We start from the raw sequence: 25,472 nt of genomic DNA, 5'->3' as shown, positions 1-25,472 counted from the left end.
CCGCCGGCCATTCAGTCCTCGACCAGGCGCAAGGCCGGTCGAGCCGCCCTTTGAGGGGCGAGGTCTTCGAGGTTCAGGCGATCGATCAGGGGGCGGCGGGCCGGCTCGGCGATCCTGGCCAGCGCAGCCCCGCCCTTGACGCGCGCCGGCCGGGTGGCGGCGGGCGACGGCGCCTCGGTTTCTGGGGTTTCGCCGGCGTAGGCGCGGGCCACAGCCGCGGCGTCGACCAGGTTCTGCTTTTCGATGGCGATCGCGGCCGCCTTCCGGGCGTCTGCGACCCGCTTGGCCTGCCGCTTGGCCGCCTCGGCCGAGAAGAAGCCGGCCGGATCGTCCACCGAGGCCGTGCCCAGGTAGATGCCGGTGTGGTGGTCGTAGAGGTGCAGCGGCTGGTGCAGGTTTTCCGGATCGAACCGGGCGGTCAGCGCCTTGCCGGCGTGGTCGGTCAGCCAGACGTCCCAGTAGCGGTTCCCGAAGACGGTGACCGCGCCCTGCGGCTTGTCGGCCCGCACCTTCTCCGCCGCCAGCAGCGCCCGGCGCAGATCCGCGTCGGTCGCTTTGGTGATGATCGAGGCGCGATAGCTCTCCTCGAAGGCGATGTCGAAGCTGCGGCCCTTGGCCGCCTCGGTGCGCCGATCGGCGCGGGCGTTGTGCTCGGCGAGCCCCTGTTCCAGGACCGCCATGAAGGCCTCCAGCGGGACAGCCTTGGCGCCGTAGTTCTCCGGCTTGTGGAGCGGGCTGCGGCCCGTGTAGGCGCCGGCGAAGGCCGGGTGGGTGCCGACGTTGCGCTCCAGGTCGCCGAAGGCGCGCTCGATCGGCTTGGACTGGCCGCGATAGGGCGTTGTCCAGTGGACCTGGATGCCCAGGCTGTTCATCAGGCCGAGCGGATCGCCGGGAAGTTCCTTGCCCCGGAACCGGTAGGGCGCTCCGCCGGTGATCCATTTGCTGGCGAAGGCGCGGCCGTTGTCGAACACGCAATGGCCGGGGATGCCCCAGTTCCGGAACAGGTCGGCGAAGGCCAGCTGCACCAGCCCCGCCGATTCCGAGCGTCCGATCCGCCAGGCCAGGACCTTCCGGCTGTAGACGTCCTGGATCATCACCATCATCGGCCGGCCGATGTCGGGTGAGCCGTCTTCCTTCGGCCCGAAATCCACCCGCACGTCCCACTCGTGGCCGTCGATGTTGACCGCTTCCAGGGCGTGGAGATCGAGAACCGACCGCTGTAGCGCCGGAACCATCCGCCGGAGGGCTTCGGGGCCGCCGCGCAGGCGGGCCAGCACCAGCGCGTCCGTCTCGCGCTCGATGCGACGCTGGAAGGTCTTGGCGCAGGGGACCTCGATCCCCGCCTTGGACGCGGCGTCGCGGGCCCGGCGCCAGCAGCTGTTGAGGGTCGGCTTTTCGGGCCGCAAGTAGTCGGACTTGAAGATCGTCCAGATGTCCGGATGGATCTCCGCCGTCTCCGTGCAGCCCTGCCGCATCGGCGCCAGCCTGGGCAGCCGCTCGGACGGGGCCACGCCCCGGACCAGCTTGCGCCATTCGTAGAGGGTCGAGACGCCGACTTTCCGGTCGGCCGCCACGATGGCGCAGGCCGAAGTGACCGTATGGCCTGCTGCCGCCAGCTGCTCGATGGCGTCCAGGGTGGTCAGCCGCTCGCGGGCCTCCGCCTGGACCTTTTCCGGCTGCCTCTCGAACCAGCCCCACAGCTGGTCGCGCGTCCGCTCTGTCGCCGGCTCCACCTCGGCCGGGGTGTCCAGGCCCCGCTTGATCAGCGCCGCGATCGCCGCCGGCGGCAGCAGGTTGCGATGGTACTCCAGCCCGCCGCCTCGGCCGGCGCGGGCCCGCGCCAGCGGCAGGCCCGCCGCGTCGACCTCGAAGGCCCAGCCGCGCTTCTGCGCGAACTCGTTGACCTTGCGCTTGACGGTGGGCAGGCCCGGAAGCTTGGCATTGGCCAGCTCCTGCGCGGTCCACCAGAGTTTCGGGACGCCCCCCTGGCCGATCATTTGCGGTGTTCCCCCTGCTCTCGGGGCTCGATCACCGCCTTCAGCCGCTTCAGCTCGGCCTCGATGCCGCGCTTGCGGGCCTCCAGGTCGCCGACCCGGGCCAGGAAGGCCTCTTCGCCGACCAGCAGGTCACAGCCGATGGTCCTCAGGAGCCCCTTGAGGACGTCGTAGCGACCGGTCGCGGCGACCAGCGCCAGCATCCGGTCAAAGGAGATCGCATGGGCCTCCCGCGCCTCGCTGGCGTAGGCGTCCAGCATCAGCTTGGTGACTTCGTCGTCGGTCAGGGCCGACACCGCGCCCGCCACCTCGAAGCGATTGCGCGGCTCGCCCTTCAGGATCGCCCCGACCGCCGAGGCGGTCTGCCGGCGCAGCATGGCCAGGGCGCCGTCGCTGCTCACCGTCTCAGGGACGCCGAGCGCCAGGCTCATCTGGCCCAGGTCGAAGGCGGGCTTGCGCTTACCCATGCTGGAGGCTCCAGCCCTTGGGCAGCTCCAGCCCCTGCAGGGCGGTCAGCGCCGCCTTCTTCTCGGCCAGCCCCATCCGGGAATACGCGCCGATGAAGGCTGACAGCCTCTTGGCCTCGGCCGAGGGCTTCACCGCCCCCTTCATGGTCGCAACCGCGTCGCCGACCGCCTTGGCGTGGCCGCTGGTCAGCAGCTCGGCGACGCGGCGCTGTTCGTCCTGTGGCAGTTTGGCGAGGGTTCGCAGCTGGGCGGCGTTCGTGGCGACCGGCAGCCCCTTCAGCGAGGCGGCGACATCCCGCGCTAGCCCCCGGTGCAGCTGGAGGTCTCGATAGACGGTGGCGCGGTCCAGCTTCAGCCGCTCGGCGGCTTCCTCTGCAAACCCGTATGCGAGTCGCACGCTGCGACTCGCATCTTCGGCATCCGCCTTGGCGGTCTTCTCCCACCTGGCCCGGGCTGCCACCGACTGCAGCGAGGCCTGTTCCTCGACCCCGGCCTTCAGCCGCAGCAGCTGGTATAGCTCGGCCACGTGGGCGGCCCGGTCGAGCGGTTCGAGACCCAGGCGCCAGAGGTTCTCCGACACCTCCCGCGACCGCCGCTCCAGGGCGTCCACGCCCTGGCGAATGAAGCCGCGGACGGTGGCGTGGCCCCGGCCCTTGCGGCCCATTGTCCGGTGAAGGCCTGGGCCCAGTTCGTACTCGTCAGTGCCGGGCACCGGGTAGACGTCGATGGGCGTCCGCTGCCCCTCGTCGTCCATGATCCCGCCGAGCGCCGCAGCCCACACCGGGTCCAGCTCACGCAGCCGGACGCCGACGCGGATCTTGCTGATCGGGATGTCGAAGGTCTGCTCGGCGAAGGCCGGCGCTTCAGTCTCGATGACGGCGAGAGCGGTCATGTCTACGCCGCCCCCGCCGATAGACGATGACAGTCGTCACGTTCGTGATTATTCTCATCACGAACGTGACGAACCCGGCCGCCGCTTTCGTCATAGCGATCCGGCCACAACTCATGGAGAGCCACGCCCAGGAACTTCGAGATGACCTTTTCGGCCTCCGGCTGGGGGCGGATCAGGGCCGCGCGACAGGCGCTCTCGCTCAGGCCATTCTTGGTGGCCAAGCGGCTGAGCGTCATGCCGCGCATGCGGATCATGGCCTTGATCTCTTCCGGATGCGGAGCCTTCGGCTCCTCATCTTCGCCGGTGCCGATCATATCGGTCGCCATTACGCTCGGTCGCCTTTCATCACGTTCGTGATGATATGGCCCGGTTCGTAATGAACCGTCAAGTCGCTCGTGGGCGTTTCATTATGAACGAGCCGCTAACCCTCCCAGACTTCGACTATGCCGGCTTCGGCCAGCGGCTTGCGGAGGCGATCTCTCCGGAGAAGCTGACGGCCTTCGCGCAGCGAGCGGGCGTGCCTCAGCCGACAGTGTCCAAGTACGTCCGGGGGCAGGGAACTGCGCCCCGCCTGGACCTGGCGGCCCGGCTCGCGGAAGCGGCCGACTGCACCCTCGAATGGCTGGTTTGGGGGAAGGGCGATGGACCGATCAGCGACGCCTCGGTGATTCGGCTACCCCGCTACGCCGGAACGCTGGCGGCGGGAGCGGGCAGTTGGAACGAGGGCCGGCAGCTGCTCGACTACATGCCGTTCACCAGCGACTTCCTGCGTCAGAAGCTGAACCGGACCTCGACCAAGGGCCTCGTCGTGCTGGAGGCCAAGGGCGACTCCATGTTTCCGACCATCCACGACGGTGAGCTGCTGGTGGTGGACGAGGACGACACCCGGATCGTCGACGGCATCCTCGCCTTCGTCCTCGACGGCGACGCCCGGGTGAAGCGGTTTCGCAAGCGCATGGATGGCATCACCCTGATCAGCGACAACCCGGCGTATGAGCCTGAGGAAGTCGCCGGCGCGACCGCCGAGAAGCTCCAGATCATCGGCCGCCCGCTACTCGGCCTGCAGGTGTTCTAGGGAGGCTACATGGGGGATCAGCAGGAAGGCATCCGCTGGAACCGGATCCTGACAGGGGCGGCGCTTCTCGCGGGCGCTGTCCTGATCGGCCTGGGGATCCAATGGGGAGCGACTTCGGCCGCGACCTGGCGCCCGGCTATGGACCTGCCGGACTTCGGCCCGCTGCTAGGCGGCCTTGCCCTCTACATGCTGCCGACCCTGATCGCCTATGGCCGGGGCAACCGGCAGGCCCTCGCCATCGGCGCGCTGAACCTGCTGCTCGGCTGGACCGTGCTGGGCTGGGTCGGCGCCCTGATCTGGGCGCTGATCGTCGAGCGGCGCAGCGAAGGAGAGTTACATCGGGATCACAGGAAGCCGGGATGAGCCGATGAGGGGAGAAAAGGCAATCAAGCGGCTCAAGCAGGCGATTAGCCCGGACCCGTCGCAGGAAGTTCAGGACGGAGCCTGGGAGGAGCTATCCGGCGAAAGCGACCGCGCGACGATCATACTTGCGGCCACTATGGTCGAAGACCGCCTGAAAGCGGTCTTGCAGGCCCGTATGGCTCACCTGACAAACGATCAGCGCGACCGACTCTTTGCCTTTAACGGGCCGCTCGGAGCGTTCTCAGCCATGATCGATATTGCTTACGGGTTCGAGCTGATACGACGAGAAGAGCGGGACAGCGCCCACATCGTGAGAGAGCTACGGAACGCCGCTGCTCATTCCAGGAAGCCGATCACATTCGCGATGCCCGAGGTGTGGGATGTGGTCTCAGCTTTGATTGGTGACAGCGCCAACTCGGTAGGAGGCAAAATAGAGCGGAAGGCGGTCTTCATTGTCGTTTGTGGCTCGGTCGCCATTGCGATCGAAGACGGTCCCGACGCAGCAGCCGTCATCCTCCGGAAACTCATCGACCAAGTGCGGCGGGAGAGTATGGCTCCGACAATCCAACCGACGGCGCTAGAACAAATAAAGAACATTAGGTAAGGGTTCGGCCATGCCGAAGCCGCCCGACGATCCCGTCTGCAGTGATCTTGAAAGGCTGGGGGGAACTCTCACGCTGATTTGCAAGGGCTGCCGCCATCGGGCAGGCTTTACGGGCCTACAGGCTGTCCTGAAGTTCGGCGAGGGTGCCAACGCGGACACGATCCGCCGCCGACTGAACTGCAAAAGTTGCAACAAGCACGGGCGCACCGACTGGCTCTGGTTCAGCGCCAATTTCGGCTTCCCGGCCGAGTGCTACTTCACGCCCGAGCAGCTAGCCGACCACCAGGCCGCCGCCGATTTCGACGCCCAACAACGGTCCCAGTTCAGCGCGGGCCGTCCGGCCGCCCCAGTGAGCCGCACGGGCCGCAAACGCCGATAAACCGGGCGTATTTCCAAACGGGGCCCCCTCCAGCGAACTGGGACCGCCCAGGTCCCACTTCCAGGCCCCCTGAGAACGGCCGCCAGACCCATTCTCCAGCCTTCCGAACGCCCGGAAAGCCCCGCTGAGAAGGCGCTAAGCGCCCCCTGAGCCCCTCCTCAGAACCCCCCGCACGAACTGGGACCAGACTCCAGCTCCCGCCGTCCCACCCTTGTCTAATTCGCCTGGCACTCTAGACATCGCTTAGCTTCGTCGAAGGCGGCCGCGTGGCAAATTTTTCTTGGAATATCAAAGGACCGTCCCACGGTGTGCCGCCATGTCCCACCCTATCCCGGCGACTCCAGCCCCAGATGTCCCCTCACACACACCTTCGAGCGCCGTAAACCCTCCCCCTACCCCTCCCTCAGGGAGGGGGGTCCAAGAACTGTGGCCATCCGTGATGGCCCTTCCAGTTTAGGCAGCCTTGGGCAGGTCGGCGTTGGCCAGGCGGCCCAGTTCGTCGCGGGCGTCGGCCAGGGCCTGCTCCCGCGCCTCGGGGCCGAAGCCCAGCTTCTCGGCCCGGACGAAGGTCACGTCGGTTATACCCATGAAGGCAAGCAGTTGGCGCAGGTGCGGCTCCTGGAAGTCCACTGCCGCGGCGGGGCCTTCGCTGTAGAGGCCGCCGCGCGAGAGCACGACGATCGCCTTCTTGCCGGTGACCAGGCCCTCGGGGCCGGCCTCGGAATAGCGGAAGGTCGCGCCGGCGCGGAGCACATGGTCGAACCAGGCCTTCAGCCCTGTGGGGATGGCGAAGTTGTACATCGGCGCGCCAATGACCAGGACGTCGCTGTCCTTCAGCTCGGCGATCAGGCCGTCGGCCAGGGCGCGGGCCTCATGCTGAACCGGGGTGACCGGGTCGGCGCCGCGGATGGTCGGCATGGTTTCGGGGGTCAGGTGCGGGATGGGGTCGGCGCCCAGGTCGCGCTCGATGACGGCCACCCCGGGGCGGCTCAGCCGCTCCACCAGGGATTGGACCAGGGCGCGGCTGGCGGACGCTTCGCCGCTGACGCTGCTGTTGAGGACGAGAACTTTCGTCATGATGTGATCTCCTTCGGCCCGTTGGCCGTGGCGAGGAGATGCGACCGGGAGGCCTCATTCGGTAGCTGCTTGAGTTGCAGTTCTATGTTGCAGAATTTGCAACGCGGCCTAGGCTCTTATCGATCATTGTTGCTTGAAGGAGCCGATCGATGCTCGATCTGGACGCCATCCGAGCCTTCGTCGAGGTCGTGGAGACCGGTGGTTTCAGTCGCGCGGCCGGACGGATCGGGGTTTCGACCTCGCTGGTCAGCCGACGGGTCTCGAGCCTGGAGGCGGAGCTGGGCGCCCGGCTGCTGGTCCGCACCACCCGGGGGGTCAGCCCGACCGAGGCGGGGCTGGAGTTCAAGCTGCGGGCCGAGCGCATCCTGGCCGACCTTGAGGACGCCCGCGAGGCGGTGGTCCAGACCGGCGAGTCCCTGGTCGGAACCCTGCGGGTCGCCCTGCCCCTCTCGTTCGGCCTGCGCCATGTACAGCCGCTGCTGACCGAACTGGCCCTGGAGCATCCCCGGCTGAAGATCGAAGCCAGCTATGCCGACGCGGTGGTCGACCTGGTCGCCGACCGGTTCGACGCGGCGGTGCGACTAGGAGTCCTGGCCGATTCCAGTTTGGTCGCCCGCCGCATCGCCCCGATCCACGCCGCCCTGGCCGCCAGCCCGGACTACCTGGCCCGGCGGGGCCGCCCCACCGCCCTGGCGGACCTGGCGGACCATGACGCGGTGCTGCAGACCGGCATGCGCCAGGGCGAGGCCTGGCGGTTCGAGGACGGCAAGCGGACCATCACCGTCCGGCCGGAGCCCCGTTTTCGCGCCGACAACGGCCAGGCGGTGCTGCAGGCGGCCATCGCCGGCCTCGGCATCGCTCTGCTCCCCACCTTCCTGCTATCCGACGCGATCGAGGCGGGGACGCTCGAGCCGCTGCACCTGGGCCAGCCGGCCGGCGACGCGGCCCTCTATGTGGTGCGCCCGCCCGGCCCCGCCTCGGCCAAGGTGCGGGTGTTCATCGACCGGATGGCCGAGCGGTTCGGCGGAGAGCCGTCCTGGGACGCCTGCGCCCTGCAGCGGTCGCGGATGAATCCGGCGTCATGATTCAAACGACCGATTGACAGCGCCTCAGAACATACCCCACTTTCGAAAAAATTGGCCGCAGAGCCAGTCCATCGGGTGGAGACAGCATGACCGACGCCGCAAAGCCGCTGGGCCCGCGCCCCCGCGTGGGGATTGGAACGAAGATATTCTACGGACTTGGGTCCGTGGCCTTCGGCATCAAGGACAACGGCTACCGCGTCTTCCTGCTGCTGTTCTACAATCAGGTGGTCGGCATGGACCCCCGGGCCGTCGGCCTGGCGATCACCCTCGCGCTGATCATCGATTGTGTCATCGACCCGATCCTTGGCGAGGTGTCCGACAACTGGCGCTCGCGCTGGGGCCGGCGCCACCCGTTCATGTACGCCTCGGCCCTGCCGATCGCCCTGTCCTTCCTGCTTCTTTGGAATCCCCCGGCCGGCTGGAGCGAACAGGCCCTGTTCTGGTACCTGGTGGCGGTCGCCGTGCTCGGTCGCAGCTTCATCACCATGTACGAGGTGCCGTCGTCTTCCCTCGCCGCCGAACTGACCGAAGACTACGACCAGCGCGCCTCCATCCTCGGCTGGCGCTACTTCTTCGCCTGGTGGGGCGGCCTGACCCTGACGGTGATCATGTTCTGGGTGTTCATGCGGCCCACGCCGGAGATCCCCAATGGCCAGCTGAACCCGGCCGCCTACCAGATGTACGGCTACGTCGGCGCCGTGCTGATGTTCGTATCCATCATCGCCTCGGCTGCCGGCACGCACCGCTTTATTCCCTGGCTTCGACGAGCGCCGGTGCAGACCACCCGCACGCTGATGCAGACACTGGGTCAGATGAGGGACACCCTGTCCAATCGCCCATTCGTGGTCATAACCATGGTCGGGCTGGTCGCGGCCATCGCCCAGGGGGTCAGCTTCACCCTCGCCTTCTACTTTTCCACCTACTTCTGGGAGCTCAATTCATTCTGGACCGGGGTTCTGGTCCTCGACAGCTACATCTCCTCAGCGATCGCCCTGGTCGCCGCGCCGATGCTCTCGAAACGATCCGGGAAGAAGAAGGCCGGGACCATCCTCCTGGCGGCCTCGGTGCTCACCGGCTTCCTGCCGTTGATGCTCCGCCTCTTGGGCTGGTTCCCTGAGAATGCCGACAACTACGGCGAAATCCCCGCCATCGTTCCCTGGCTCTTCCTGGACGGTGTCATCCGCGGGATCTTCGGCATCACCGCCGCCATCCTGATCACCGCGATGTTGGCGGACGTCGTCGAACATTCGGAGGTCAAGACCGGCCGCCGGTCGGAAGGCCTGTTCTTCGCCTTCACCAGCCTTGTGCAAAAGGCCGTGGGCGGTGTCGGCGTGATGGCGGCCAGCTTCCTGCTGGTGCTGATCAACTTCCCGCGCAACGCCAAGCCCGGCGAGGTCGATGCGGAGATCATCACCAACATGGCCTTGGTCTACATGCCTGTGCTGGCCATCCTCTACGGAACGGCCCTGGCGATCATGCAACTCTACAACATCAGCCGCGAGACCCACACCGAGAACCTGCGGATCATCGCCGCCAAGGCCGAGGCGGCCGAGGCGGCGGACGTCGCGCCTTAGGCCCCGGCCTCAGGCGCGTCCCGTATGAGTGATGGCGCTGTAGACCAGGGTGCGCAGTTCGCGGCGCACCGGATAGGCGGAGCTGGGCAGCAGCTGGGTGAGGAAGACCACCGCCAGGTCTTCCTCCGGATCGACCCAGAAGAAGGTGCTGGCCGCACCACCCCAGAAGAAGTCGCCCGCGCTGCCGGCCAGCATGGTGCGGGCCGGGTCGATGGTCACCCCGAAGCCCAGGCCGAAGCCGACGCCGGCATAGGTCGCCTCGCTGAACAGCGAGCGGGACATCTGGGTCAGGTCCTTGCCGTCCGGCAGATGGTTCGACGCCATCAGCCGGATGGTCTTGGGGCCGAGCAGCCGCGCCCCGTCCAGTTCGCCGCCGTTAAGCAGCATGCGGGCGAACCGCATGTAGTCGGCGGCCGTGGAGACCAGGCCGCCGCCGCCCGACAGGAAGGTGGCCGGCTTCAGGTAGGCGCTCTTCTCCGGCGCCTCGACCAAGTCCGGCTTGGCGGCGATCGGCAGCTTCGAGCCGAGCGCGCCGACCGCATAGAGGGCGGCCAGGCGGTCGGCCTTGTCCTTGGGCACGGTGAAGAAGGTGTCGGTCATGCCCAGCGGCTTGAAGATCCGCTCGTCGAAGAAAGCGTCGAGGGTCTGGCCGCTGATGACCTCGACCAGATGGCCAACCACGTCGGTGGAGATGGAGTAGTTCCAGGCCTCGCCGGGGGAGAACTGCAGCGGCACTTTCGCCAAGGCCTTCATGGTCTCGGCCAGGGTTCCGGCGCGCAGGTCCTCGACCAGCTTCAGCTCGCGATAGGCTGCATCGACGTTGCCCTGCTGCTGGAAGCCGTAGGTCAGGCCCGAGGTGTGGCGCAGCAAATCGATAACAAGCATCGGCCGATCGCAGGGTCTGGTCTGGAAGGTCTTCAGGTAGCCGCCGTTGAAGACGCCGAGGTCGGCCCATTCCGGAATATACTCGGCCACCGGATCGTCGAGCGCGACCAGGCCCTCCTCGACCAGCATCATCAGGGCCACCGAGGTGACCGGCTTGGTCATCGAATAGATGCGGAACAGGTCGTCGGCCTTGAGCGCCCGGCCCCGCTCGCGGTCCGCCAGGCCCTGGACGCTCTCATAGGCCAGTTTGCCGCGCCGCCAGACCTGAACCTGGGCGCAGGGCAGCTTGCCGGTCTGGATGTAGCGCTCGTCCAGGAAGGGGGCGATCCGCCCCAGCCGCTCCGACGAAAACCCCAACTTCTCCGCCTTGGCCATCCCGCGCTCCCATCGCCTGTTTCCCAATCCCTTATCGAATGGCCGGTATGGGGCAACTCAAACTTTACCTGATTGCCGGATCGTCGTTCTCCATGGGAAACGGAAACACGCCCGCCGCACCGCACGGCGACATCGAGGCGGACGCCGCCCGCTGGTTCTTCGCCAGCAGCGAGGATATCTTCGTGGTCCTGCGCGACAGCGTGATCGAGCGGCTCAACCCGACCTGGACCAGCCTGACCGGCTGGACCGCGGAGGAGAGCCTGGGCCAGCATTTCACCGACCTCGGCCATCCCGACGAGCGGGAGCTGATCGCCGAGACCGTGCGCCAGCTGCTGGCGAGCGGCCAGGCCCAGTGTGAACACCGGCTGAAGCTGAAGGACGGCGGCTGGATGTGGGTGCGTGCCAAATCGCGGCTCCGGGACGACGGCGTGGCGATGATCGTGCTGCAGGACATCACCGAGGCCCGCATGCGCGAGGAGCAGGATACTGCCGCCGTGCGAACCAACGACCTGCTGCGCGAAGAGGCCGGGGTGTTCGTCTGGCGGTTCGACCCGCGCACGACCCGGTATACGGTCGATTCCGATCTGACCCGCACCGGCACGCGCGGGACCTCCGGCCGGCGAAGCCTGACCGCCGAGGAGATGACGGCCGAGATTCATCCGGAAGACCGGCAGCGGGTGTCGGAAGCCTTCATCGCCACGGTCATGAGCGGCGAGCCCCAGGTGGTGGAATACCGCCACTTCCGCGCCGAGGGCGGCTGGGCCCGGTTGCGCGCCGCCTGGCGCGGGATCGCCCAGGTTCAGAACGGCCCGTGGGAAGTGCTGGGCATCACCCAGGATGTCACCGAACTGGCCGAGGCGCGGGACGCGGCCCTGGAGGCCGCCGAGGTCAAGGCCCGGTTCCTGGCCAACATGAGCCATGAGATCCGCACCCCGATGAACGGCGTGCTGGGCGTCCTGCACCTGCTCAAGCGTGAGGCCCTGTCGGCGGACGGCCGGCGGCTGCTGGACGAGGCGCTTGGGTGCGGGGCGATGCTGGCCGAGCTGCTCAACGACGTCATCGACTTCTCGCGGCTGGAAGCCGGCAAGCTGGACCTCAATCCGGAGGCCATCCAGCCGGCCGAACTGCTGGACAGCGTCACCGCCCTGCTCGCCCCCCAGGCCGAGGCCAAGGGCCTGTACCTGCGCACGGCGCACGGCGCTGACGGCTGGGCGATGGTCGACCCGGTGCGGCTACGCCAGATCCTGTTCAACCTGATCGGTAATGCCGTGAAGTTCACGCCCCGGGGCGGAGTCAGCGTGCGGATGACCACCTTGGGCGAGGCAGCCGATCGCCGTCTGCGGTTCGAGATTTCCGACACCGGCATCGGCATCGAGCCCGAGGCCCAGGGCCGCCTCTTCGAACGGTTCCGCCAGGCCGACGGCTCGGCCACGCGGCGGTTCGGCGGCTCGGGCCTGGGCCTGGCCATCGCGCGGGGGCTGGCCGAGCAGATGGGCGGCGCCATCGGGCTGGAGAGCACGCCGGGCGAGGGCTCGACCTTCTGGGTCGAGGTCCTGGCGCCGGTCGCCGCCGAGGGACATGCCGCGCCTGAGGACGAGGCGTCCGAGGGCCTGCTCGACGGCTTGCGGGTGCTGGTGGTCGAGGACAACGCCACCAACCGGCTGATCGCCACCCGGATGCTGGAGCAACTGGGCGCCAGCGTGACCACGGCCGACGACGGGGCGCTGGGCCTCGCGGCCATGCAGGCCCAGGTGTTCGACCTGGTGTTCATGGATATTCAGATGCCGGTGATGGACGGGTTGGCGGCCAGCGCCGCCATCCGCGCGTTGGAAGGGCCGGCTGCCGCCGCCCCGATCATCGCCATGACCGCCAACGCCATGGCCCACCAGGTGGAAAGTTACATGGAGGCCGGGATGAACGGCTGGGTCGCCAAACCCCTGTCGCCGGCCGCCCTGGTGCGCGCCATCGTCCAGGTGCTGGCCCAGGAGTGGGTCGAGGCGGCGGCCTGAGCGGCGGTCCCGGTTGCCTTCGGGTCAATTCCGAGTAGCGGATGACGCCAGCGTCACTTTAGACTGTCCGGCCAATGACCGAACTCGCCGCTCCAGAGACGCCCGCCACCACCCGCTTCGCGGCGCGCCGGGAGTCCATTCTGGCGGCCGCCACCGGCATCCTCAACCGGCAGGGGGTGAAGGGCATGACCCTGGCCGATGTGGCGGCCGAGGTCGGGCTGATCACCACCTCTGTGACCTACTATTTCCGCCGCAAGGAAGACCTTGCCGCCGCCTGCTTCCTGCGCGGGATCGAGTCCTTCGAAGGGCTGGTGCGGGAGTCGGCAAAGGCGCCGGACGCGCGGGCGAGGCTGGACCTGTTCCTGGAGCTCTTTTTCGACCTGTCGCGCCGGATCCGCCGCAAGGAGGCGCCGCCGATGGTCAGCTTCAGCGAGATGCGCTCGCTGAAGGAGCCCCATCGCGCCGAGGTCGGCGGCGCCTTCGCCGACATGTTCCGCCGGGTGCGCGGCTTCTTCGACGCCCCGGAGTTCGCGGGGCTCAGCCGGGCGGAGGCCAATGCCCGCACCCACCTGCTGCTGGAACAGGCCTTTTGGACCTTCACCTGGCTGCGCCGCTACGACATCGAGGACTATCCGCGCCTGCGCGAGCGGATGAGTGATATTCTGACCGGGGGCCTGGCCGCCCGCAGCCGCTCCTGGACCCCGCCGGCGCTGGGGCCGCTGACCGAGGATGGCGACCAGACGGCGGTGGGCGATGTGTCCCGCGCCACCTTCCTGACCGCCGCGACCCGGCTGATCAACCAGAAGGGCTATCGCGGCGCATCGGTGGAGGACATCTCGGCGGCGCTGAACGTTACCAAGGGCAGCTTCTACCATCACAACGAAGACAAGGATGAGCTGGTCGTCGCTTGCTTCCAGCGCACCTTCGCGGTGCTGCGGGCAGCTCAGTTGGCGGCCCGGGACCTGCCCGTCGACCAGTGGACCCGGCTGGCCGCCACCGCCTCGGCCCTGACCGAGTTCCAGCTGTCGGAAGAGGGGCCGCTCCTGCGCGGTTCGGCGATGGGCGCCCTGCCCGTCGATATCCGCCATGAGATGAGCGACCGCTACGCCCGCGTTTCCGATCGGTTCGCCGGGATGGTCGCGGACGGCATCGCCGAGGGTTCGATCCGGCCGGTCGATCCGCTGGTCGCGGCCCACATGCTGAACGCCCTGCTCAACGCCGCCACCTCGCTGGGGAGCTGGGTGACCGGGCTGGAGAGGTCCGAGGCCAGCCAGCTGTTCGTGCGACCGCTGATGCTGGGGCTGTTTACGCGGTAGCGGGGACATGTCGGCCGCTGCGCGGCCAACCGGTCCCCACAACGAAAAAGGGGCGGCCCGAGGGCCGCCCCTTCCGTCTGGTCGGATCGTTCCGATCAGAACTTCTTGGTCAGGCTGACCTTGACCGTACGGCCCAGCCCGTTGTGGGTGAAGGGATCGTAGTTCAGGTCCAGCCGGGCGAACGGCGGGTCCTCGTCGGTCAGGTTGGTCACCGCGATCACCCCGGTCATGTCCCACGGCAGGTAGGCGCGGTAGGCCAGGTCGAAGACGGTCCAGGAATCGATCTGCTTGCCTTGCGGATAGGGCACGGCCGGCGGGAAGATCGTCGTCCGTTGATCCTCGTAGCCATCCCAGTAGCGGGCGGTGAAGCGCAGGTTATGCGGTCCACTGTTCCACTCGGCGAAGGCCTGGCCCTTGAGCTGCGGCAGCGGGGTCGCCGTCTGCTGATAGTTCAGGAACCCGACCGCGTCGAACGCCGGCTGCACCACCACGCCTTCGACGCTGAAGGCGTCCTGGGCGTACTCGATGGTGTAGGTGCCGCCGACGCCCAAGGTCAGGCTGCCGACGTCGCCCATGTCGAATTCATATTCGCCCATGAAGTCGATGCCGGAGGTCTTCACCCCCGCGCCGTTGACCGAGAAGGTCGAGACGCGGCTGATGTTGGCCGAGTTGCAGGCGCCCTGGAAGGTGAAGCGAGCCTGCAGGCCGGCAAAGGCCGGATTGCCGCAGTTGCCCACCCCGGCGGTCGGGAACAAGGCGTTGACCATGGGCCCGACAGGCTCGGCGACGATCGGATTTTCGAAGTCGAAGTTCCAGTAGTCGATGCTGCCGCGGAAGCCGCCCGCCTCGACCAGCACGCCGATGTTGTAGGTGACGGCGTTTTCCGGTTCGAGGTTGGGGTTGCCGCCGATGTCCACCGCCCGGAACGAGCCGAACAGGAACTGCAGCGAGGTCACTTGGCCGGGCGCCAGGCTGGTGATCGGAGGGGCCCGGAAGGTGGTGCCGACCGACCCGCGGAAGGCCAGCCAATCGGTCGCCTGCCAACGGCCCGACAGCTTCGGGTCGAAGGTCGAGCCGACCTCACCGCCGTAGTCCTCGTATCGGGCGGCAAGCTGCAGTTGCAGGTTGTCGAGCACCGGGATGCTGAACTCGGTGAAGACCGAGTAGTTGTCACCGTTCAGCTGCGACGGGGTGCCGCCACCCAGGAACATGAACGGCCCGTTGCGCACCGTGCAGGCGGTCGAGCCGTTGATCGGCGTATCGATGCAGGGATTGCGGGTCAGGTCGCTCAGCGCGTTGTACTGGGCGCGGAAACCGTTCTTCCGGTATTGGGCGCCGAGGGCCCAGGCCAGATCACCGCCGGGAAGGGTGATGCCGGTCTTGCCGCTCAACACCGCATCGACCACCCAGATGTACTGCCGCTGATCGGTTTCCAGCTTCTGGAAGAACCAGCGGGTCAGTTCGGCCGAGTTGGACACCGCGGCGCTGTAGTTCGGGTTGGTTTGCCCGGTGATGGTGTTGCGCTGGGTGGAGTTGGAGAACGGGTTGAAGTACTCGCAGGTCGAGCCCGGATTGCCCGCCACGATGCCGTTGCAGTTGGCGCCGCCCAAGCCGCGCAGGGCCAGCTGGAAGCGGCTGACGACAGTGTCGTAGCCGGTCCGATTGCCGGTCTGTTCGGAGAAGGTGTAGGCGAGGTCGTAGTTCAGGTACTCGTTGAAGCTGCCCTTGAAGCCGAAGTTGACCCGGAAGGCCTCATAGGTCCGGGCGCCCTTCGACGGCCCGTTGTCGAACAGCGGGTTGCCGCCAACGGAGAACGGCCGATAGAGCACGCCGGGGAAATAGGCCCCGTTCGCGAAGGCCGGGAAGGCCCCCGGGTTCTGGGCGGCGTAGAGCTGGTAGCCTGGGTTGGTGGAGGGCACGAAGTAGCCGGCGCTCAGAGTCGCCGAGGAGCCCGCGCCTCGGGTCGGGTTGGTGAGCGCCGTGGGGACCTGCAGCGCCAGATAGGACGGCGAGGTGTTCCACTCGGGCACGTCGGTCTTGGCGTAGAGCATTTCAGCGTGGAAGCTGTGCTCGTTGTTGAACTCGAAATCGAACGAGCCGAACAGCTGGAACCGGTTCTCGATTTCCGTGAGGTTGTCGTAGGCGGTGTAGTTCCAGTTGCAGGTGCCGGTCGCCAGGTTGCCCCCCGGGACGCCGTTCAGGACCAGGGTGCCGCCGAGCGGGACACAGCCTGAGTCGGTCTGCAGACCGGCGGCCGGGCTGTAGACGCCCGGAGCCGGGCTGAACACGGGCAGGAAGCGGCTGATGGCGTTACCGCCCGAATAACCGCCCTGCGGATTGTAGTCGAAGTCGCCGATCGCCCAGTCGCGCTCGGTCGTCACCAGCTTGGAGCGGTGCTGGTAGCCGCCGCTCAGCATCAGGTTCCAACGGTCGCCACCGACGCCGTAGACGATGCTGCCGGTCCAGTCGCCGTCGGACCCGTCGATGGCGGTATAGCTGCCGGACAGCTCGGCGCCCTCATAGTTCTTCCGGGTGATGAAGTTCACCACCCCGGCGATGGCGTCGGAGCCGTAGATGGCCGCGGCGCCGTCCTTCAGCACCTCGATCCGGGCCACGGCGGCCACGGGAATGGTGTTGGTGTCGACGATCCCGGTGCCGACCTGGCCGAACGGGTTGGGCGTCAACCGCCGGCCGTTCAGCAGCACCAGGGTGCGGGTCGCGCCGAGGCCGCGCAGGTTGACCGAGCCGGAGCCTTCCGACCCTTGGGCGCGGGCGTCGAACTGGTTGGTGTCGCCGAGCACGCCGGAACTGACGGACAGCGCCTTCAGCAGTTCGACGGTGCTGGGCGAGCCCTGCTTCGAAAGCTCTTCGGCGCCGATGACCTCGACCGGCAGGGCCGCGTCCTCGGGGGTGCCGGCGATCAGCGAACCGGTGACAACGACTTCGCCGACCTCGGTCGGCTCGTCCTGGGCTGCGGCGACGCCGCTGAGACCAAACGCCAAACTCATCGCCAGCAGTGAACCGCCGGCCAGATACGCCATCCTACGCATATACTCCCTCCCTGTTTATCTTGAGTGGCCCCGCGCTTCTTGTGGTCGAGCGTCGGTGGCCGGTTTGGTTTGGATCTATCCGCCTCCGGGGGTGTCTCCTCCGTCGAGCAGCCGTGGAGCCGCACCGGCCAAAGGAGCCGCGGCGGCAAGCAGGATTTGGGAAAATTCGAAGTCGCGACCGCACCACGCCCGGACCCTGGTCCGGCGTTCGGTCATCTCACGCGGGATCGGCGATCTCGCCAACACGCCCCCTTCGAACAGTCCGCCCGTTCGCCGACGCGGTCGGCAAACAACTGTTCGATGATGCGGTATGTTTTCCCGCTACGTCAACCGGCCTGACCTCAGATCGTCACATGTTTGAAACCGCAGTGATATTTAGGCCGTGCGGCAGGATGACGCATGACGTTGACGTTCACGGAACGTCGGTCCATCAGTTTTCGAAGAGTACGGACGCTCCCGCGTCGGCCGCCCCGGCCAGGCTCCGCAGCGAGGCGAACAGTTCGCGGCCATGGCCGGGGCCGAGAACTGGGGGCTGCGCCGGCAGACGGCCGGCCAGTTCGTCCTCGTCCACCGCGATGGTCAGGGTTCCGGCCTCGGCGTCGAGGGTGATCAGGTCGCCGTCCCGGATTCGCGCCAAAGCCCCCCCGGCCAGGGCTTCCGGCGTCACATGGATGGCGGCCGGAACCTTGCCGGAGGCGCCGGACATGCGACCATCGGTCACCAGGGCCACTTTGCGGCCACGGTCCTGCAGCACCGACAGGGGCGGGGTCAGGCTATGCAGTTCGGGCATGCCGTTAGCCCGCGGTCCCTGGAAGCGGACGACCGCCACGCAGTCCTTGTCGAGTTCGCCGCGCTTGAAGGCGGCCATGTAGTCGTCCTGGCTGTCGAACACCACGGCAGGGGCGGTGATGGCGCGGTGCTCGGGCTTGACCGCGCTGACCTTGATCACCGCCCGGCCGAGCGGGCCGTGTAGCAGGCGCAGCCCCCCTTCCCTTTCGAACGGATCGGATGCCGGGCGCAGGATGTCCCGGTCGAGCGACTCGGCGGCGCCCTCGGTCCAGACCACGGCGTCGCCCTCCAGCGTCGGCTCTCGGGTATAGCGGGACAACCCCGGCCCCATCACCGTCAGCACGTCCTCGTGGAGCAGACCGGCCGCGAGCAGCTCCCGGGTCACGAAGGCCAGGCCCCCGGCGGCCTGGAAGTGGTTCACGTCGGCCGTTCCGTTCGGATAGACCCGCGCCATCAGCGGGGTGACGCGGCTGAGCGCGTCCATGTCTTCCAGGGTCAGCCTGATGCCGGCGGCGGCCGCCATGGCCGGCAGGTGCAGGCAGTGGTTGGTCGAGCCGCCGGTGGCCATCAGACCGACCACGCCGTTGACGATCGCCTTCTCGTCGATGACGTGGCCCATGGGAATCCAGTCGTCGCCCTTGAGGCCAATGGCCGCCAGCCGGCGGGTCGCCTCGCCGACCAGGGCGTCGCGCAGAGGGGTGTTCGGGGTGACGAAGGCCGAGCCCGGCAGGTGCAGGCCCATCAGCTCCATCAGCATCTGGTTGGAGTTGGCGGTGCCGTAGAAGGTGCAGGTCCCTGGGCCGTGGTAGCTGGCCTGTTCGGCGGCCAGCAGCTGGTCGCGGCCGACCTTGCCTTCGGCGTAGAGAGCGCGGATGCGGGCCTTCTCGGCATTGGGCAGGCCACTGGTCATCGGCCCGGCCGGCATCAGAATGGTCGGCAGCCAGCCATAGGCCAGGCCCCCGATCACCAGGCCGGGAACGATCTTGTCGCAGACCCCCAGCATGATGACCCCATCGAAGGCGTCGTGGCTGAGCGCCACTCCTGTCGCCAGGGCGATGACGTCGCGGGAGAACAGGCTCAGCTCCATCCCTGGCTTGCCCTGAGTGACGCCGTCACACATGGCCGGCACGCCGCCGGCGAACTGGGCCGTGGCGCCGGCGGCGCGGGCCGCATCCTTGATGATGGCCGGGTAGCGCTCCAGCGGCTGGTGGGCCGAGAGCATGTCGTTGTAGGCCGAGACGATGCCGAGGTTGGAGGCGTTCGGGTCCAGCGCCCGCATCCGGTCCTCGCCTGGCGAGGCGGCAAAGGCGTGGGCCCAGTTGGCGCAGGAAAGCTTGCCCCGCCCTGGCCCCTCTTCGCGCATGGCCTCGATGCGCGCGAGATAGCGGGCGCGGCTGTCCTTGCTGCGTTCGATGATGGCCGCGGTGACTTCGGCAACGACGGGATGCATGGGCGCCTCCTTCAGGCGGTCCAGAGCAGGCGGACCTCGCCCCGGTTTGCCGCGCGGATCAGGTGGTGCACGGGCTCGTCCCCGTCCCGCTCCAGCAGGGCCCGCTTGGCCTCACCCCGACAGAGGATGAGGATCAGGGGGGCGTAGATCAGCGCCGGCAGGGTCAGGGTAATACGATCCTGCGCCGGCAGGGGATCACCGGCAGGAACGGACAGGACCAAGCGGGAGCCGGCGGGGTCGAGGCCCTGGTCTAGGACCGGATTACCGGGGAACAGCGAGGCGATATGGCCATCCTCGCCCATGCCGAGCAGCACGGCGTCGAAGGGTACGAGGGGGGCGATGGCGAGGTCGGCAGTCCAGGCGTCATGCTCCTGATCCTCCCCATCGCCGCGCAGCGGGATGAAGCGGGCGGCGGCGGCCTTGCCGGTCAGCAGCCGCTCGCGCACCAGCCGGGCGTTGGACCAGTCGGAGGTCTCCGGCACGCAGCGCTCGTCCGACAGGGTGATGGAGACGTGCTGCCAGTCAAGTTCGAAGTCGCAAAGGATGTCGTAGACCGGCCCCGGCGAGGTTCCACCGGTGACGCAGAGCCGGGCCTCGCCCCGCTCGACCAGGGCGGTCTGTAGATGCTTGAGGATGGCCACAGCGGCGGCGGTCGCCGCGGCTTTGGGACTGGCGAAGACCTCGACGGGGGGGCGCTCAGTCATGCCATTGCCGCTTGCTGCGCTCGATCAGGCCTGAGACCCCGGCCGGCCCGGGCGAGCCGGCGGCGTAGGGCTTGGGCTCCACCCCCGCTTCCGCCCAGGCGTCGGCGACACCATCGACGAAGCGCCAGGCCTCCTCCACCTCATCCCGCCGGACGAACAGGGTGGGATCGCCCCGGATGACGTCGAGCAACAGCCGCTCGTAGGCGATCCGACGCCGCCCGCCCTCCTCTCCCAGCGCCTTGGCCAGGCTGAGCGACAGGGGCAGGGGCTGGAGGCGCATGTGCTCGCCGTTGAGGCCCGGACGCTTGTTCATGATGGTAAGGGAAATGTCCTCGTGCGGCTGGAGTTCGATCACAAGGCGGTTGGCCTGGATATCGCGGTCGCCGAAGGGGCCGAAGATCGAGTGGGGCACGGCCTTGAACTGGATGACGATCTCCGTTCGGCGGGCCGGCAGCCGCTTGCCCGTACGCAGATAGAAGGGCACGCCCTTCCAGCGCCAGTTGTCGATCCAGGCGATCAGGGCGACGAAGGTTTCCGTGCCGGACGGGCGGCCGACCTCGGCCTCGTAGGACTCGGCCGGCTGGCCCTCCACCGTGCCGGCCGTGTACTGGCCCCGCACGCTGTCCTCGCGGGCTGCCTCGGCGGTGAAGCGGCGCAGCGAGCGCAGCACCTTGACCTTCTCGTTGCGCACCGCGTCGGGCTCCAGGTCCGACGGCGGCTCCATGGCCACCAGGCAGAGCAGCTGCAGCATGTGATTCTGCAGCATGTCGCGGATGGCGCCGTAGTCATCGTAGTAGCGCCAGCGCTCGCCGACCTCCTGGGTCTCGGCGACGGTGATCTGGACATGGTCGATGGCCAGGTTGTTCCACAGCGGCTCGAACAGGGCGTTGGCGAAGCGCAGGGCGATCAGGTTCTGGACCGTTTCCTTGCCCAGGTAGTGGTCGATGCGGAACACCTGCCGCTCGTTGGCGGCGTCGGCGATGACCGCGTTGATCTGGCGGCTGGTCTCCAGGTCGCGGCCGATCGGCTTTTCGAGCACTAGGCGGGTGGTCTCGCCGATCAGGCCGACGTCGCTGAGCGCCTGGGTGACCGGGGCGAACAGGCTGGGCGACAGGGCGTAGTAGAAGACGGTGAGGCTGGCCTCGCCGATCCGCTCCTTCAGGGCCTTGGCGCCGTCCGGCGTGGCCGCGTCCACCGCAGCATAATCGAGACGGGCGGACAGGGCTTTCCAGGCCTCGGCCAGTTCGTCCTTTTCCTTGAGCCGGGCGGCGACGTCGCGCCGGTAGGATTTGGCGTCGCCCTCGGCACGGCCCACCGCGATGATCCGCAGGCCCTCCGGCAGCAGGCCGTCCGCCTCCAGGTGCAGGAGGGAGGGGAGCAACATCCGCATGGACAGATCGCCCGCACCGCCGAGCAGGATCAGAACCGGAGCGGGATCAGCCATGGAGCCTCCTCAAATGCCAGCCGCCCCCGGTCTAGCGCCACCTCGCGCGGGAGTCAGCGCTTGCCGCGCCGGAAGGTTCGATTGTCGGCTTAATAGGCTGTCTGTCCGATCCAGTTGTCGCGACAGATGAGGATATCGGCGGGCCGCCCTGGGCCCTGAGTGGGGACGCCGGCTAAGAGGCGTCCCCTTCAGTCATCACGGCAGCGGCACGCCCAGGGCCAGCAGGGTGCGGCTGGTCAGCAGGGCCGGATCCAGGTTGTTGTCTTCCTGGAAGCGGTAGAGGGCCAGCTTGGTCTGGTGGTTCATGGTCCCGTCGCGCTTGCCCTTGTAATAGCCGCGCACGCCCAGCGAATCCTGGATGTCACGGATCACCCGCGGGGTCAGCTGAACGTCCTGGGACGAGTCGGCCATGTAGGGGCGCGGACCGCTGGAGTAGCCGGCCTGCGGGGCCGGGGCCTCCTGGACGTAGGGGCGAGGGCCGGTCGCGGCGCGCTTGGACGGCGGCGGCGCATAGGACGGCGCGGGCTCGGACACCGGGCGGTAGCCGCCGGGCGGCGTCTCGCATTCGATCATCCGCCATTCAAAGCGGGTGTCGGTAACCATCCGCTTCTTGGTCACCGTCTTGTAGACCGGGGCGATGGTGTAGGTCTCGGTGCGCTCGGCGGTAACCACCACCCGGACCCGCATGGTCTTGTACTCGGCTGGGATCACGCGCTTTTCGACACGGGCGTCCTGATCGATGACCTGGCGGGTGACCACCTGGGTCTCGGCCGGCACGTCGATCTGGATGGTGCGCGGCGGCGACTTCAGGACCTGACGGGTGACCGTGGAATACTCGGCGGGAACCAGCACCAGGCAGAGCACCTCGCCGGTCGCCAGGACCTTGTATTTGGTGGGATCGGTGGGCCGCTGAGAGGGCGGCACGCCCCGGCGCCACTCGTATCGCTCGGCCCGGACCAGCACTCGTTCGGTGATCGTCTCGTAGACGGCGGGGATGGTCTCGGTCCGCACCGAGGCGGCCTTGATCACGATGGTTTCGGTGACGGTGCGGTAGGTGGCCGGCACAGTGATGTACTCGACCCGCTCCTCGCGCACGAGAACCTGGCGGACCTCTTCGCCATAGACGGCCGGGATGACCCGGGTCTCGGTGCGGCCGGGAATGTCGACGATCTGCTCGGTGTAGCTTTCGTAGACGGGCTGGATCAGCACCTTCTCATAGCATTTGCCGGGCTGGGCGTTCGGCGGGAAGTCGCCGCTCCCATAGTCGCCAGCCAGCGCCCCCGAGGCTGACAGCAGCAGGCCGCCCGCGGCGACGGCCCCAAACAGTTTCGACCTATTCATCAACAGCCCCCTCAGGCCCATGGTCGGCCGACCCTCGTGGTTGGCCGTTAACCATGTGTAGCCCAACAGAGCGCCTTGACGAACAAGAGTATGCCACTTTCGCCTGAATGGGGATTTTCCAGGCGGCGGGATCGCCCGCCGGCGGTCGCGTTACTCGTTCCAGATGATTTCGGCGTCGAGGATGAAACTTTCAACGCGAGTCGCGGTCACCGGCTTGCCCCGGCCGGCGAGGGGCGAGGCCTTCAGGGTAAGGGTCACGTCCCCTTCGCTGGCGAAACCCCAAAGACCCGACATGGCGATCCGGAACCCCTGGCGCGATTCGCAGAAGGCCGAGGGCACAAGGAAAATACTGTCGGTGAAGCCGATCTCGCCGTTGCGGTCCGAGGCGGTGATCTTGACCACCGAGGTGCTCTCAGGATCGGGGGCCACCTCCAGGTAGCCGACGGCGGAGACCTTGCTGCCCGCCATGGCGTCGGCCGGGACGATCAGCTTCGCAGTGTCCGGCGCGGTGACCTCGGCGGCCCAGGCCAGGGTTTCTTCGCGCAGCTGCCGGGTCGGGCGGGCGGCGAAGACGATGGGAGGTGTTCTGTCCGGCTCATAGTCGTAGCCGAAGGCGGCGGTGGAGATGGTGGAGGCGGCGGTGGCCGCGGGCGCGATCCGGCCGGCGGTGTTGGTGAAGCCCTGGATCACCTCTTCGCGCCATTGGCGGGGATAGATCAGGTCGTTCTTGCGAGCGTGCCAGTGGGACCAGATGCGGTCGATATTGCAGTGGTGCATCCAGAACAGCGGGTCGTTCGGCGCCCGGTTCAGCATGCCCATCTGACCGCCCACGAAGCCGTGGATCAGGTTGTGGCCGCTCCACTCCGCTGAGCCGGAATAGCCGGGACCGGCGCCCACGCCGACGTTGCGGGCCCGGCCGAAGAAGGTGTTGAAGTCGTCGGTGATGCGGCCGCGGAAGGTCTGGCCGCTGTTGCGCATGAAGGCGGCCAGCGACTCGCCCTTGCGCGCTTCCCGTCCCGGAATGACGAAGGCCGGATCGTCCGCCACGATGTCGGGGATGCGGTCGTCGTCCCAGTCCCAGAACGGCAGGGCGAAGGCGGCGTACCCTGAGAAGCGGGCCACCTGGCGCTCGAACCAGACCAGCTGCAGCCGGTGCCAGGGCAGGAACCGCCAGGAGGAATGGTGCCGCTGGCGCATGTCGGCGTGCAGGGCGATCTGGGCGTCCCAGACCCCGGCCCGCTTCATCAGGGGGATGGCGCGACGCAAGGCTTCCAGATTCGGATCGTCGCGGCGCAGGCTGGAGACCGGCCGGCGAATCCGCAGCGGTCGGCTCTGGGCAGCCAGGCCGAGGCCGAGCGCGGCCGCGCCGCCGGTCAGGACAGCTCTCTTGCTGATGTTCATACGAAAATCCCCCTGCTGGGCATCCTGGGCGCGGCGGGGTGGAAGTCAACGCGGGTCGCCCGGGAGGAGAGCCCCATTACAATTGGCATGACTGCTCCGCCGCTGGCGCTGGTCAGGCGCGGGCGGCGGTGATCAGTCCTCCCCCCACATGCGCAGGAGATTGCCGATGGCCTTGTCGAGAAGCAGGGCTGAGTCCTCGGCCTCGGGTCTGCTCCTGGCCCGTTCCAGGTCGAACAGGAGTTCCCTCTGATCGGCGCGCCGGATCAGGCTCTGCACCCAACCCACGCAGGCCAGGCGGAACCCATGGGTGACCGGCGTGACCCGGTGGAGCTGGCTGGTGGCATAGAAGACCGCATGGCCGGCCAAAGGCCGAAATTCCCGGTCACTGGCCAGGTCCTGCAGCAGAAGGGCGCCGCCCCCGTAGGTGTCGGGGTCCGAGAGAAACAGGGTGAAGCTGACGTCGGTCCGGAGGGGCCGTCCGGATGAGTCGTACATGCCCGCATTGTCGGCGTGCAGCCCGTACTGCTGCCCGGGGCCGTAGCGGGAGAACATCAGATTCGACCAGCGCACGGGCCGCACCAGGGCGCGAACAGTGGGGTGGGTCTCCAGCGCCAGCCGCACCCGACGGCCGAGATCGATGACCACCGGGTCCGCGCCGTTTGCCTGCTCATTGTGCTTCACCGACCCCGCCGCCGCCCCGGCGGTCGCCCGCCCGTCGCGGAAGGACGCGGACGCTAGGCCCTGCCCGATGGCCAGGACCTCCTCCGCGCTGAACACCTGCACAACGATCAACCTTGGTCTCCTGCTGGCGCCGCGGCCCTCACGTCCGGGTTCGAAGGCAGGGTAACCCGTCAAGGCGGCGGAACGACAGACCTTGTCGGGCGCCCATCCGGCGCCCATGTTCCTGGGGCGGACCGGGCCCCTCTGGTGACCGACCCTTTGCGGCGGTCATGATGTCGGACGTACTCCATCGCCCCGTGGCGAGACGGCCGACGCCCTCGCTCTCTGCCCAGAAGGAAATCGTGATGCCTCTTCTCCTTTGCCCCAACGACAACAGCTCGATGCAGACCGTGGACCGCGCCGGCGTTCAGTTTGACATGTGTCCCACCTGCCGCGGCGTCTGGCTCGACCGCGGCAGGTGGGACACATGTCAAACTGAACGCCGGCGCGGTCCACGGTCTGCATCGAGCTGTTGTCG

21 protein-coding genes and 1 pseudogene are annotated in these 25,472 nt (G+C 67.9%); 9 read left to right on the top strand and 13 right to left on the bottom strand.

Annotated features, from left to right (window positions below; translation table 11 throughout):
* Positions 1-11 precede the first annotated feature (11 nt).
* From GVN21_RS16725 to GVN21_RS16710, 4 genes are read right to left on the bottom strand one after another with little or no spacing between them, the layout of a single operon-like run.
* A complete protein-coding gene (locus tag GVN21_RS16725) occupies positions 12-1,997 on the bottom strand; it encodes a transposase domain-containing protein (protein ID WP_166575876.1) in 1,986 nt (661 codons plus the stop codon).
* Positions 1,994-2,461, bottom strand: coding sequence for a hypothetical protein (locus tag GVN21_RS16720; protein WP_166575875.1), 468 nt, complete (start codon positions 2,459-2,461; stop codon positions 1,994-1,996). Before GVN21_RS16720 ends, GVN21_RS16725 begins: the two co-directional genes overlap by 4 nt.
* Positions 2,454-3,353 carry a hypothetical protein gene (locus tag GVN21_RS16715; RefSeq protein WP_166575874.1) on the bottom strand — a complete coding sequence of 300 codons (900 nt, stop codon included), beginning with the start codon at positions 3,351-3,353 and terminating at the stop codon, positions 2,454-2,456. The genes GVN21_RS16720 and GVN21_RS16715 overlap by 8 nt, the downstream gene beginning before the upstream one ends.
* A 2-nt stretch (positions 3,354-3,355) precedes the next feature.
* Positions 3,356-3,679 (bottom strand): helix-turn-helix domain-containing protein, encoded by a 324-nt coding sequence (locus GVN21_RS16710; protein ID WP_205690134.1) that lies wholly within the window; start codon positions 3,677-3,679, stop codon positions 3,356-3,358.
* Between the two features lie 83 nt (positions 3,680-3,762).
* Between GVN21_RS16710 and GVN21_RS16705 the strand changes: the two genes are divergently transcribed.
* The 4 genes from GVN21_RS16705 to GVN21_RS16690 are packed head-to-tail and all read left to right on the top strand — an operon-like array spanning position 3,763 to position 5,774.
* Complete coding sequence (locus GVN21_RS16705) at positions 3,763-4,428, top strand: LexA family transcriptional regulator (protein WP_166575873.1); 666 nt, start codon at positions 3,763-3,765, stop codon at positions 4,426-4,428.
* A gap of 9 nt (positions 4,429-4,437) precedes the next feature.
* Positions 4,438-4,791, top strand: a complete 354-nt coding sequence (locus GVN21_RS21015) for a superinfection immunity protein (protein ID WP_240902991.1) — start codon at positions 4,438-4,440, stop codon at positions 4,789-4,791.
* Between the two features lie 4 nt (positions 4,792-4,795).
* Complete coding sequence (locus GVN21_RS16695) at positions 4,796-5,395, top strand: hypothetical protein (RefSeq protein ID WP_166575872.1); 600 nt, start codon at positions 4,796-4,798, stop codon at positions 5,393-5,395.
* A gap of 10 nt (positions 5,396-5,405) precedes the next feature.
* Complete coding sequence (locus GVN21_RS16690) at positions 5,406-5,774, top strand: hypothetical protein (protein ID WP_166575871.1); 369 nt, start codon at positions 5,406-5,408, stop codon at positions 5,772-5,774.
* Positions 5,775-6,227: 453 nt separating this feature from the next.
* Here GVN21_RS16690 and GVN21_RS16685 read toward each other — a convergent pair whose 3' ends face one another.
* Complete coding sequence (locus GVN21_RS16685) at positions 6,228-6,851, bottom strand: FMN-dependent NADH-azoreductase (protein WP_166575870.1); 624 nt, start codon at positions 6,849-6,851, stop codon at positions 6,228-6,230.
* A 149-nt stretch (positions 6,852-7,000) separates the two neighbouring features.
* Here GVN21_RS16685 and GVN21_RS16680 point away from each other — a divergent pair, with 149 nt between their 5' ends.
* A complete protein-coding gene (locus GVN21_RS16680; protein ID WP_166575869.1) occupies positions 7,001-7,936 on the top strand; it encodes a LysR family transcriptional regulator in 936 nt (311 codons plus the stop codon).
* An 86-nt stretch (positions 7,937-8,022) separates the two neighbouring features.
* A complete protein-coding gene (locus GVN21_RS16675; RefSeq protein ID WP_166575868.1) occupies positions 8,023-9,510 on the top strand; it encodes an MFS transporter in 1,488 nt (495 codons plus the stop codon).
* A gap of 9 nt (positions 9,511-9,519) precedes the next feature.
* On the opposite strand, the gene GVN21_RS16670 is transcribed toward GVN21_RS16675, so the two are convergent.
* Positions 9,520-10,770, bottom strand: coding sequence for a serine hydrolase domain-containing protein (locus tag GVN21_RS16670; RefSeq protein ID WP_166575867.1), 1,251 nt, complete (start codon positions 10,768-10,770; stop codon positions 9,520-9,522).
* 92 nt (positions 10,771-10,862) lie between these two features.
* Between GVN21_RS16670 and GVN21_RS16665 the strand changes: the two genes are divergently transcribed.
* Positions 10,863-12,779: a PAS domain-containing hybrid sensor histidine kinase/response regulator gene (locus GVN21_RS16665; protein WP_166575866.1), complete on the top strand. Its 1,917-nt coding sequence runs from the start codon at positions 10,863-10,865 to the stop codon at positions 12,777-12,779.
* Between the two features lie 74 nt (positions 12,780-12,853).
* Positions 12,854-14,095 (top strand): TetR/AcrR family transcriptional regulator, encoded by a 1,242-nt coding sequence (locus tag GVN21_RS16660; protein WP_166575865.1) that lies wholly within the window; start codon positions 12,854-12,856, stop codon positions 14,093-14,095.
* Positions 14,096-14,190: 95 nt separating this feature from the next.
* Here GVN21_RS16660 and GVN21_RS16655 read toward each other — a convergent pair whose 3' ends face one another.
* The 7 genes from GVN21_RS16655 to GVN21_RS16625 form a co-directional block, all read right to left on the bottom strand.
* On the bottom strand, positions 14,191-17,145 hold the full coding sequence (locus GVN21_RS16655; protein WP_166575864.1) for a TonB-dependent receptor: 2,955 nt from the start codon (positions 17,143-17,145) through the stop codon (positions 14,191-14,193).
* A gap of 430 nt (positions 17,146-17,575) precedes the next feature.
* Positions 17,576-19,384, bottom strand: coding sequence for a phosphogluconate dehydratase (gene edd / locus GVN21_RS16650; RefSeq protein ID WP_166575863.1), 1,809 nt, complete (start codon positions 19,382-19,384; stop codon positions 17,576-17,578).
* Positions 19,385-19,395: 11 nt separating this feature from the next.
* Positions 19,396-20,088, bottom strand: coding sequence for a 6-phosphogluconolactonase (gene pgl, locus GVN21_RS16645; RefSeq protein WP_166575862.1), 693 nt, complete (start codon positions 20,086-20,088; stop codon positions 19,396-19,398).
* The gene (gene zwf / locus GVN21_RS16640) at positions 20,081-21,532 is read right to left on the bottom strand and encodes a glucose-6-phosphate dehydrogenase (RefSeq protein WP_166575861.1); all 1,452 of its coding nucleotides are present in this window, start codon (positions 21,530-21,532) and stop codon (positions 20,081-20,083) included. The genes pgl and zwf overlap by 8 nt, the downstream gene beginning before the upstream one ends.
* Positions 21,533-21,727: 195 nt before the next feature.
* Positions 21,728-22,873 carry a putative peptidoglycan binding domain-containing protein gene (locus GVN21_RS16635; protein ID WP_166575860.1) on the bottom strand — a complete coding sequence of 382 codons (1,146 nt, stop codon included), beginning with the start codon at positions 22,871-22,873 and terminating at the stop codon, positions 21,728-21,730.
* Positions 22,874-23,023: 150 nt separating this feature from the next.
* Complete coding sequence (locus tag GVN21_RS21255; RefSeq protein WP_166575859.1) at positions 23,024-24,274, bottom strand: tyrosinase family protein; 1,251 nt, start codon at positions 24,272-24,274, stop codon at positions 23,024-23,026.
* 132 nt (positions 24,275-24,406) lie between these two features.
* Positions 24,407-25,057: a Fe2+-dependent dioxygenase gene (locus tag GVN21_RS16625; RefSeq protein ID WP_346764283.1), complete on the bottom strand. Its 651-nt coding sequence runs from the start codon at positions 25,055-25,057 to the stop codon at positions 24,407-24,409.
* A 242-nt stretch (positions 25,058-25,299) separates the two neighbouring features.
* Between GVN21_RS16625 and GVN21_RS21005 the strand changes: the two are divergent.
* Positions 25,300-25,410 (top strand): annotated as a pseudogene (locus tag GVN21_RS21005) (zf-TFIIB domain-containing protein); the annotation flags it as partial.
* Positions 25,411-25,472: the final 62 nt, after the last annotated feature.

The sequence above is a fragment of the Caulobacter sp. SLTY genome (assembly GCF_009905535.1).
Taxonomy (GTDB): Bacteria; Pseudomonadota; Alphaproteobacteria; order Caulobacterales; family Caulobacteraceae; genus Caulobacter.
Note: the sequence above shows the minus strand (reverse complement) of the source record. Positions and strands in the feature narration are given on the sequence as shown.

Bases quoted from the DNA above. Each gene is read 5' to 3' on its own strand.
- GVN21_RS16725 (WP_166575876.1), bottom strand. From the start codon at position 1,997: ATGATCGGCCAGGGGGGCGTCCCGAAACTCTGGTGGACCGCGCAGGAG.
- GVN21_RS16720 (WP_166575875.1), bottom strand. From the start codon at position 2,461: ATGGGTAAGCGCAAGCCCGCCTTCGACCTGGGCCAGATGAGCCTGGCG.
- GVN21_RS16715 (WP_166575874.1), bottom strand. From the start codon at position 3,353: ATGACCGCTCTCGCCGTCATCGAGACTGAAGCGCCGGCCTTCGCCGAG.
- GVN21_RS16710 (WP_205690134.1), bottom strand. From the start codon at position 3,679: ATGGCGACCGATATGATCGGCACCGGCGAAGATGAGGAGCCGAAGGCT.
- GVN21_RS16705 (WP_166575873.1), top strand. From the start codon at position 3,763: ATGAACGAGCCGCTAACCCTCCCAGACTTCGACTATGCCGGCTTCGGC.
- GVN21_RS21015 (WP_240902991.1), top strand. From the start codon at position 4,438: ATGGGGGATCAGCAGGAAGGCATCCGCTGGAACCGGATCCTGACAGGG.
- GVN21_RS16695 (WP_166575872.1), top strand. From the start codon at position 4,796: ATGAGGGGAGAAAAGGCAATCAAGCGGCTCAAGCAGGCGATTAGCCCG.
- GVN21_RS16690 (WP_166575871.1), top strand. From the start codon at position 5,406: ATGCCGAAGCCGCCCGACGATCCCGTCTGCAGTGATCTTGAAAGGCTG.
- GVN21_RS16685 (WP_166575870.1), bottom strand. From the start codon at position 6,851: ATGACGAAAGTTCTCGTCCTCAACAGCAGCGTCAGCGGCGAAGCGTCC.
- GVN21_RS16680 (WP_166575869.1), top strand. From the start codon at position 7,001: ATGCTCGATCTGGACGCCATCCGAGCCTTCGTCGAGGTCGTGGAGACC.
- GVN21_RS16675 (WP_166575868.1), top strand. From the start codon at position 8,023: ATGACCGACGCCGCAAAGCCGCTGGGCCCGCGCCCCCGCGTGGGGATT.
- GVN21_RS16670 (WP_166575867.1), bottom strand. From the start codon at position 10,770: ATGGCCAAGGCGGAGAAGTTGGGGTTTTCGTCGGAGCGGCTGGGGCGG.
- GVN21_RS16665 (WP_166575866.1), top strand. From the start codon at position 10,863: ATGGGAAACGGAAACACGCCCGCCGCACCGCACGGCGACATCGAGGCG.
- GVN21_RS16660 (WP_166575865.1), top strand. From the start codon at position 12,854: ATGACCGAACTCGCCGCTCCAGAGACGCCCGCCACCACCCGCTTCGCG.
- GVN21_RS16655 (WP_166575864.1), bottom strand. From the start codon at position 17,145: ATGCGTAGGATGGCGTATCTGGCCGGCGGTTCACTGCTGGCGATGAGT.
- edd (WP_166575863.1), bottom strand. From the start codon at position 19,384: ATGCATCCCGTCGTTGCCGAAGTCACCGCGGCCATCATCGAACGCAGC.
- pgl (WP_166575862.1), bottom strand. From the start codon at position 20,088: ATGACTGAGCGCCCCCCCGTCGAGGTCTTCGCCAGTCCCAAAGCCGCG.
- zwf (WP_166575861.1), bottom strand. From the start codon at position 21,532: ATGGCTGATCCCGCTCCGGTTCTGATCCTGCTCGGCGGTGCGGGCGAT.
- GVN21_RS16635 (WP_166575860.1), bottom strand. From the start codon at position 22,873: ATGAATAGGTCGAAACTGTTTGGGGCCGTCGCCGCGGGCGGCCTGCTG.
- GVN21_RS21255 (WP_166575859.1), bottom strand. From the start codon at position 24,274: ATGAACATCAGCAAGAGAGCTGTCCTGACCGGCGGCGCGGCCGCGCTC.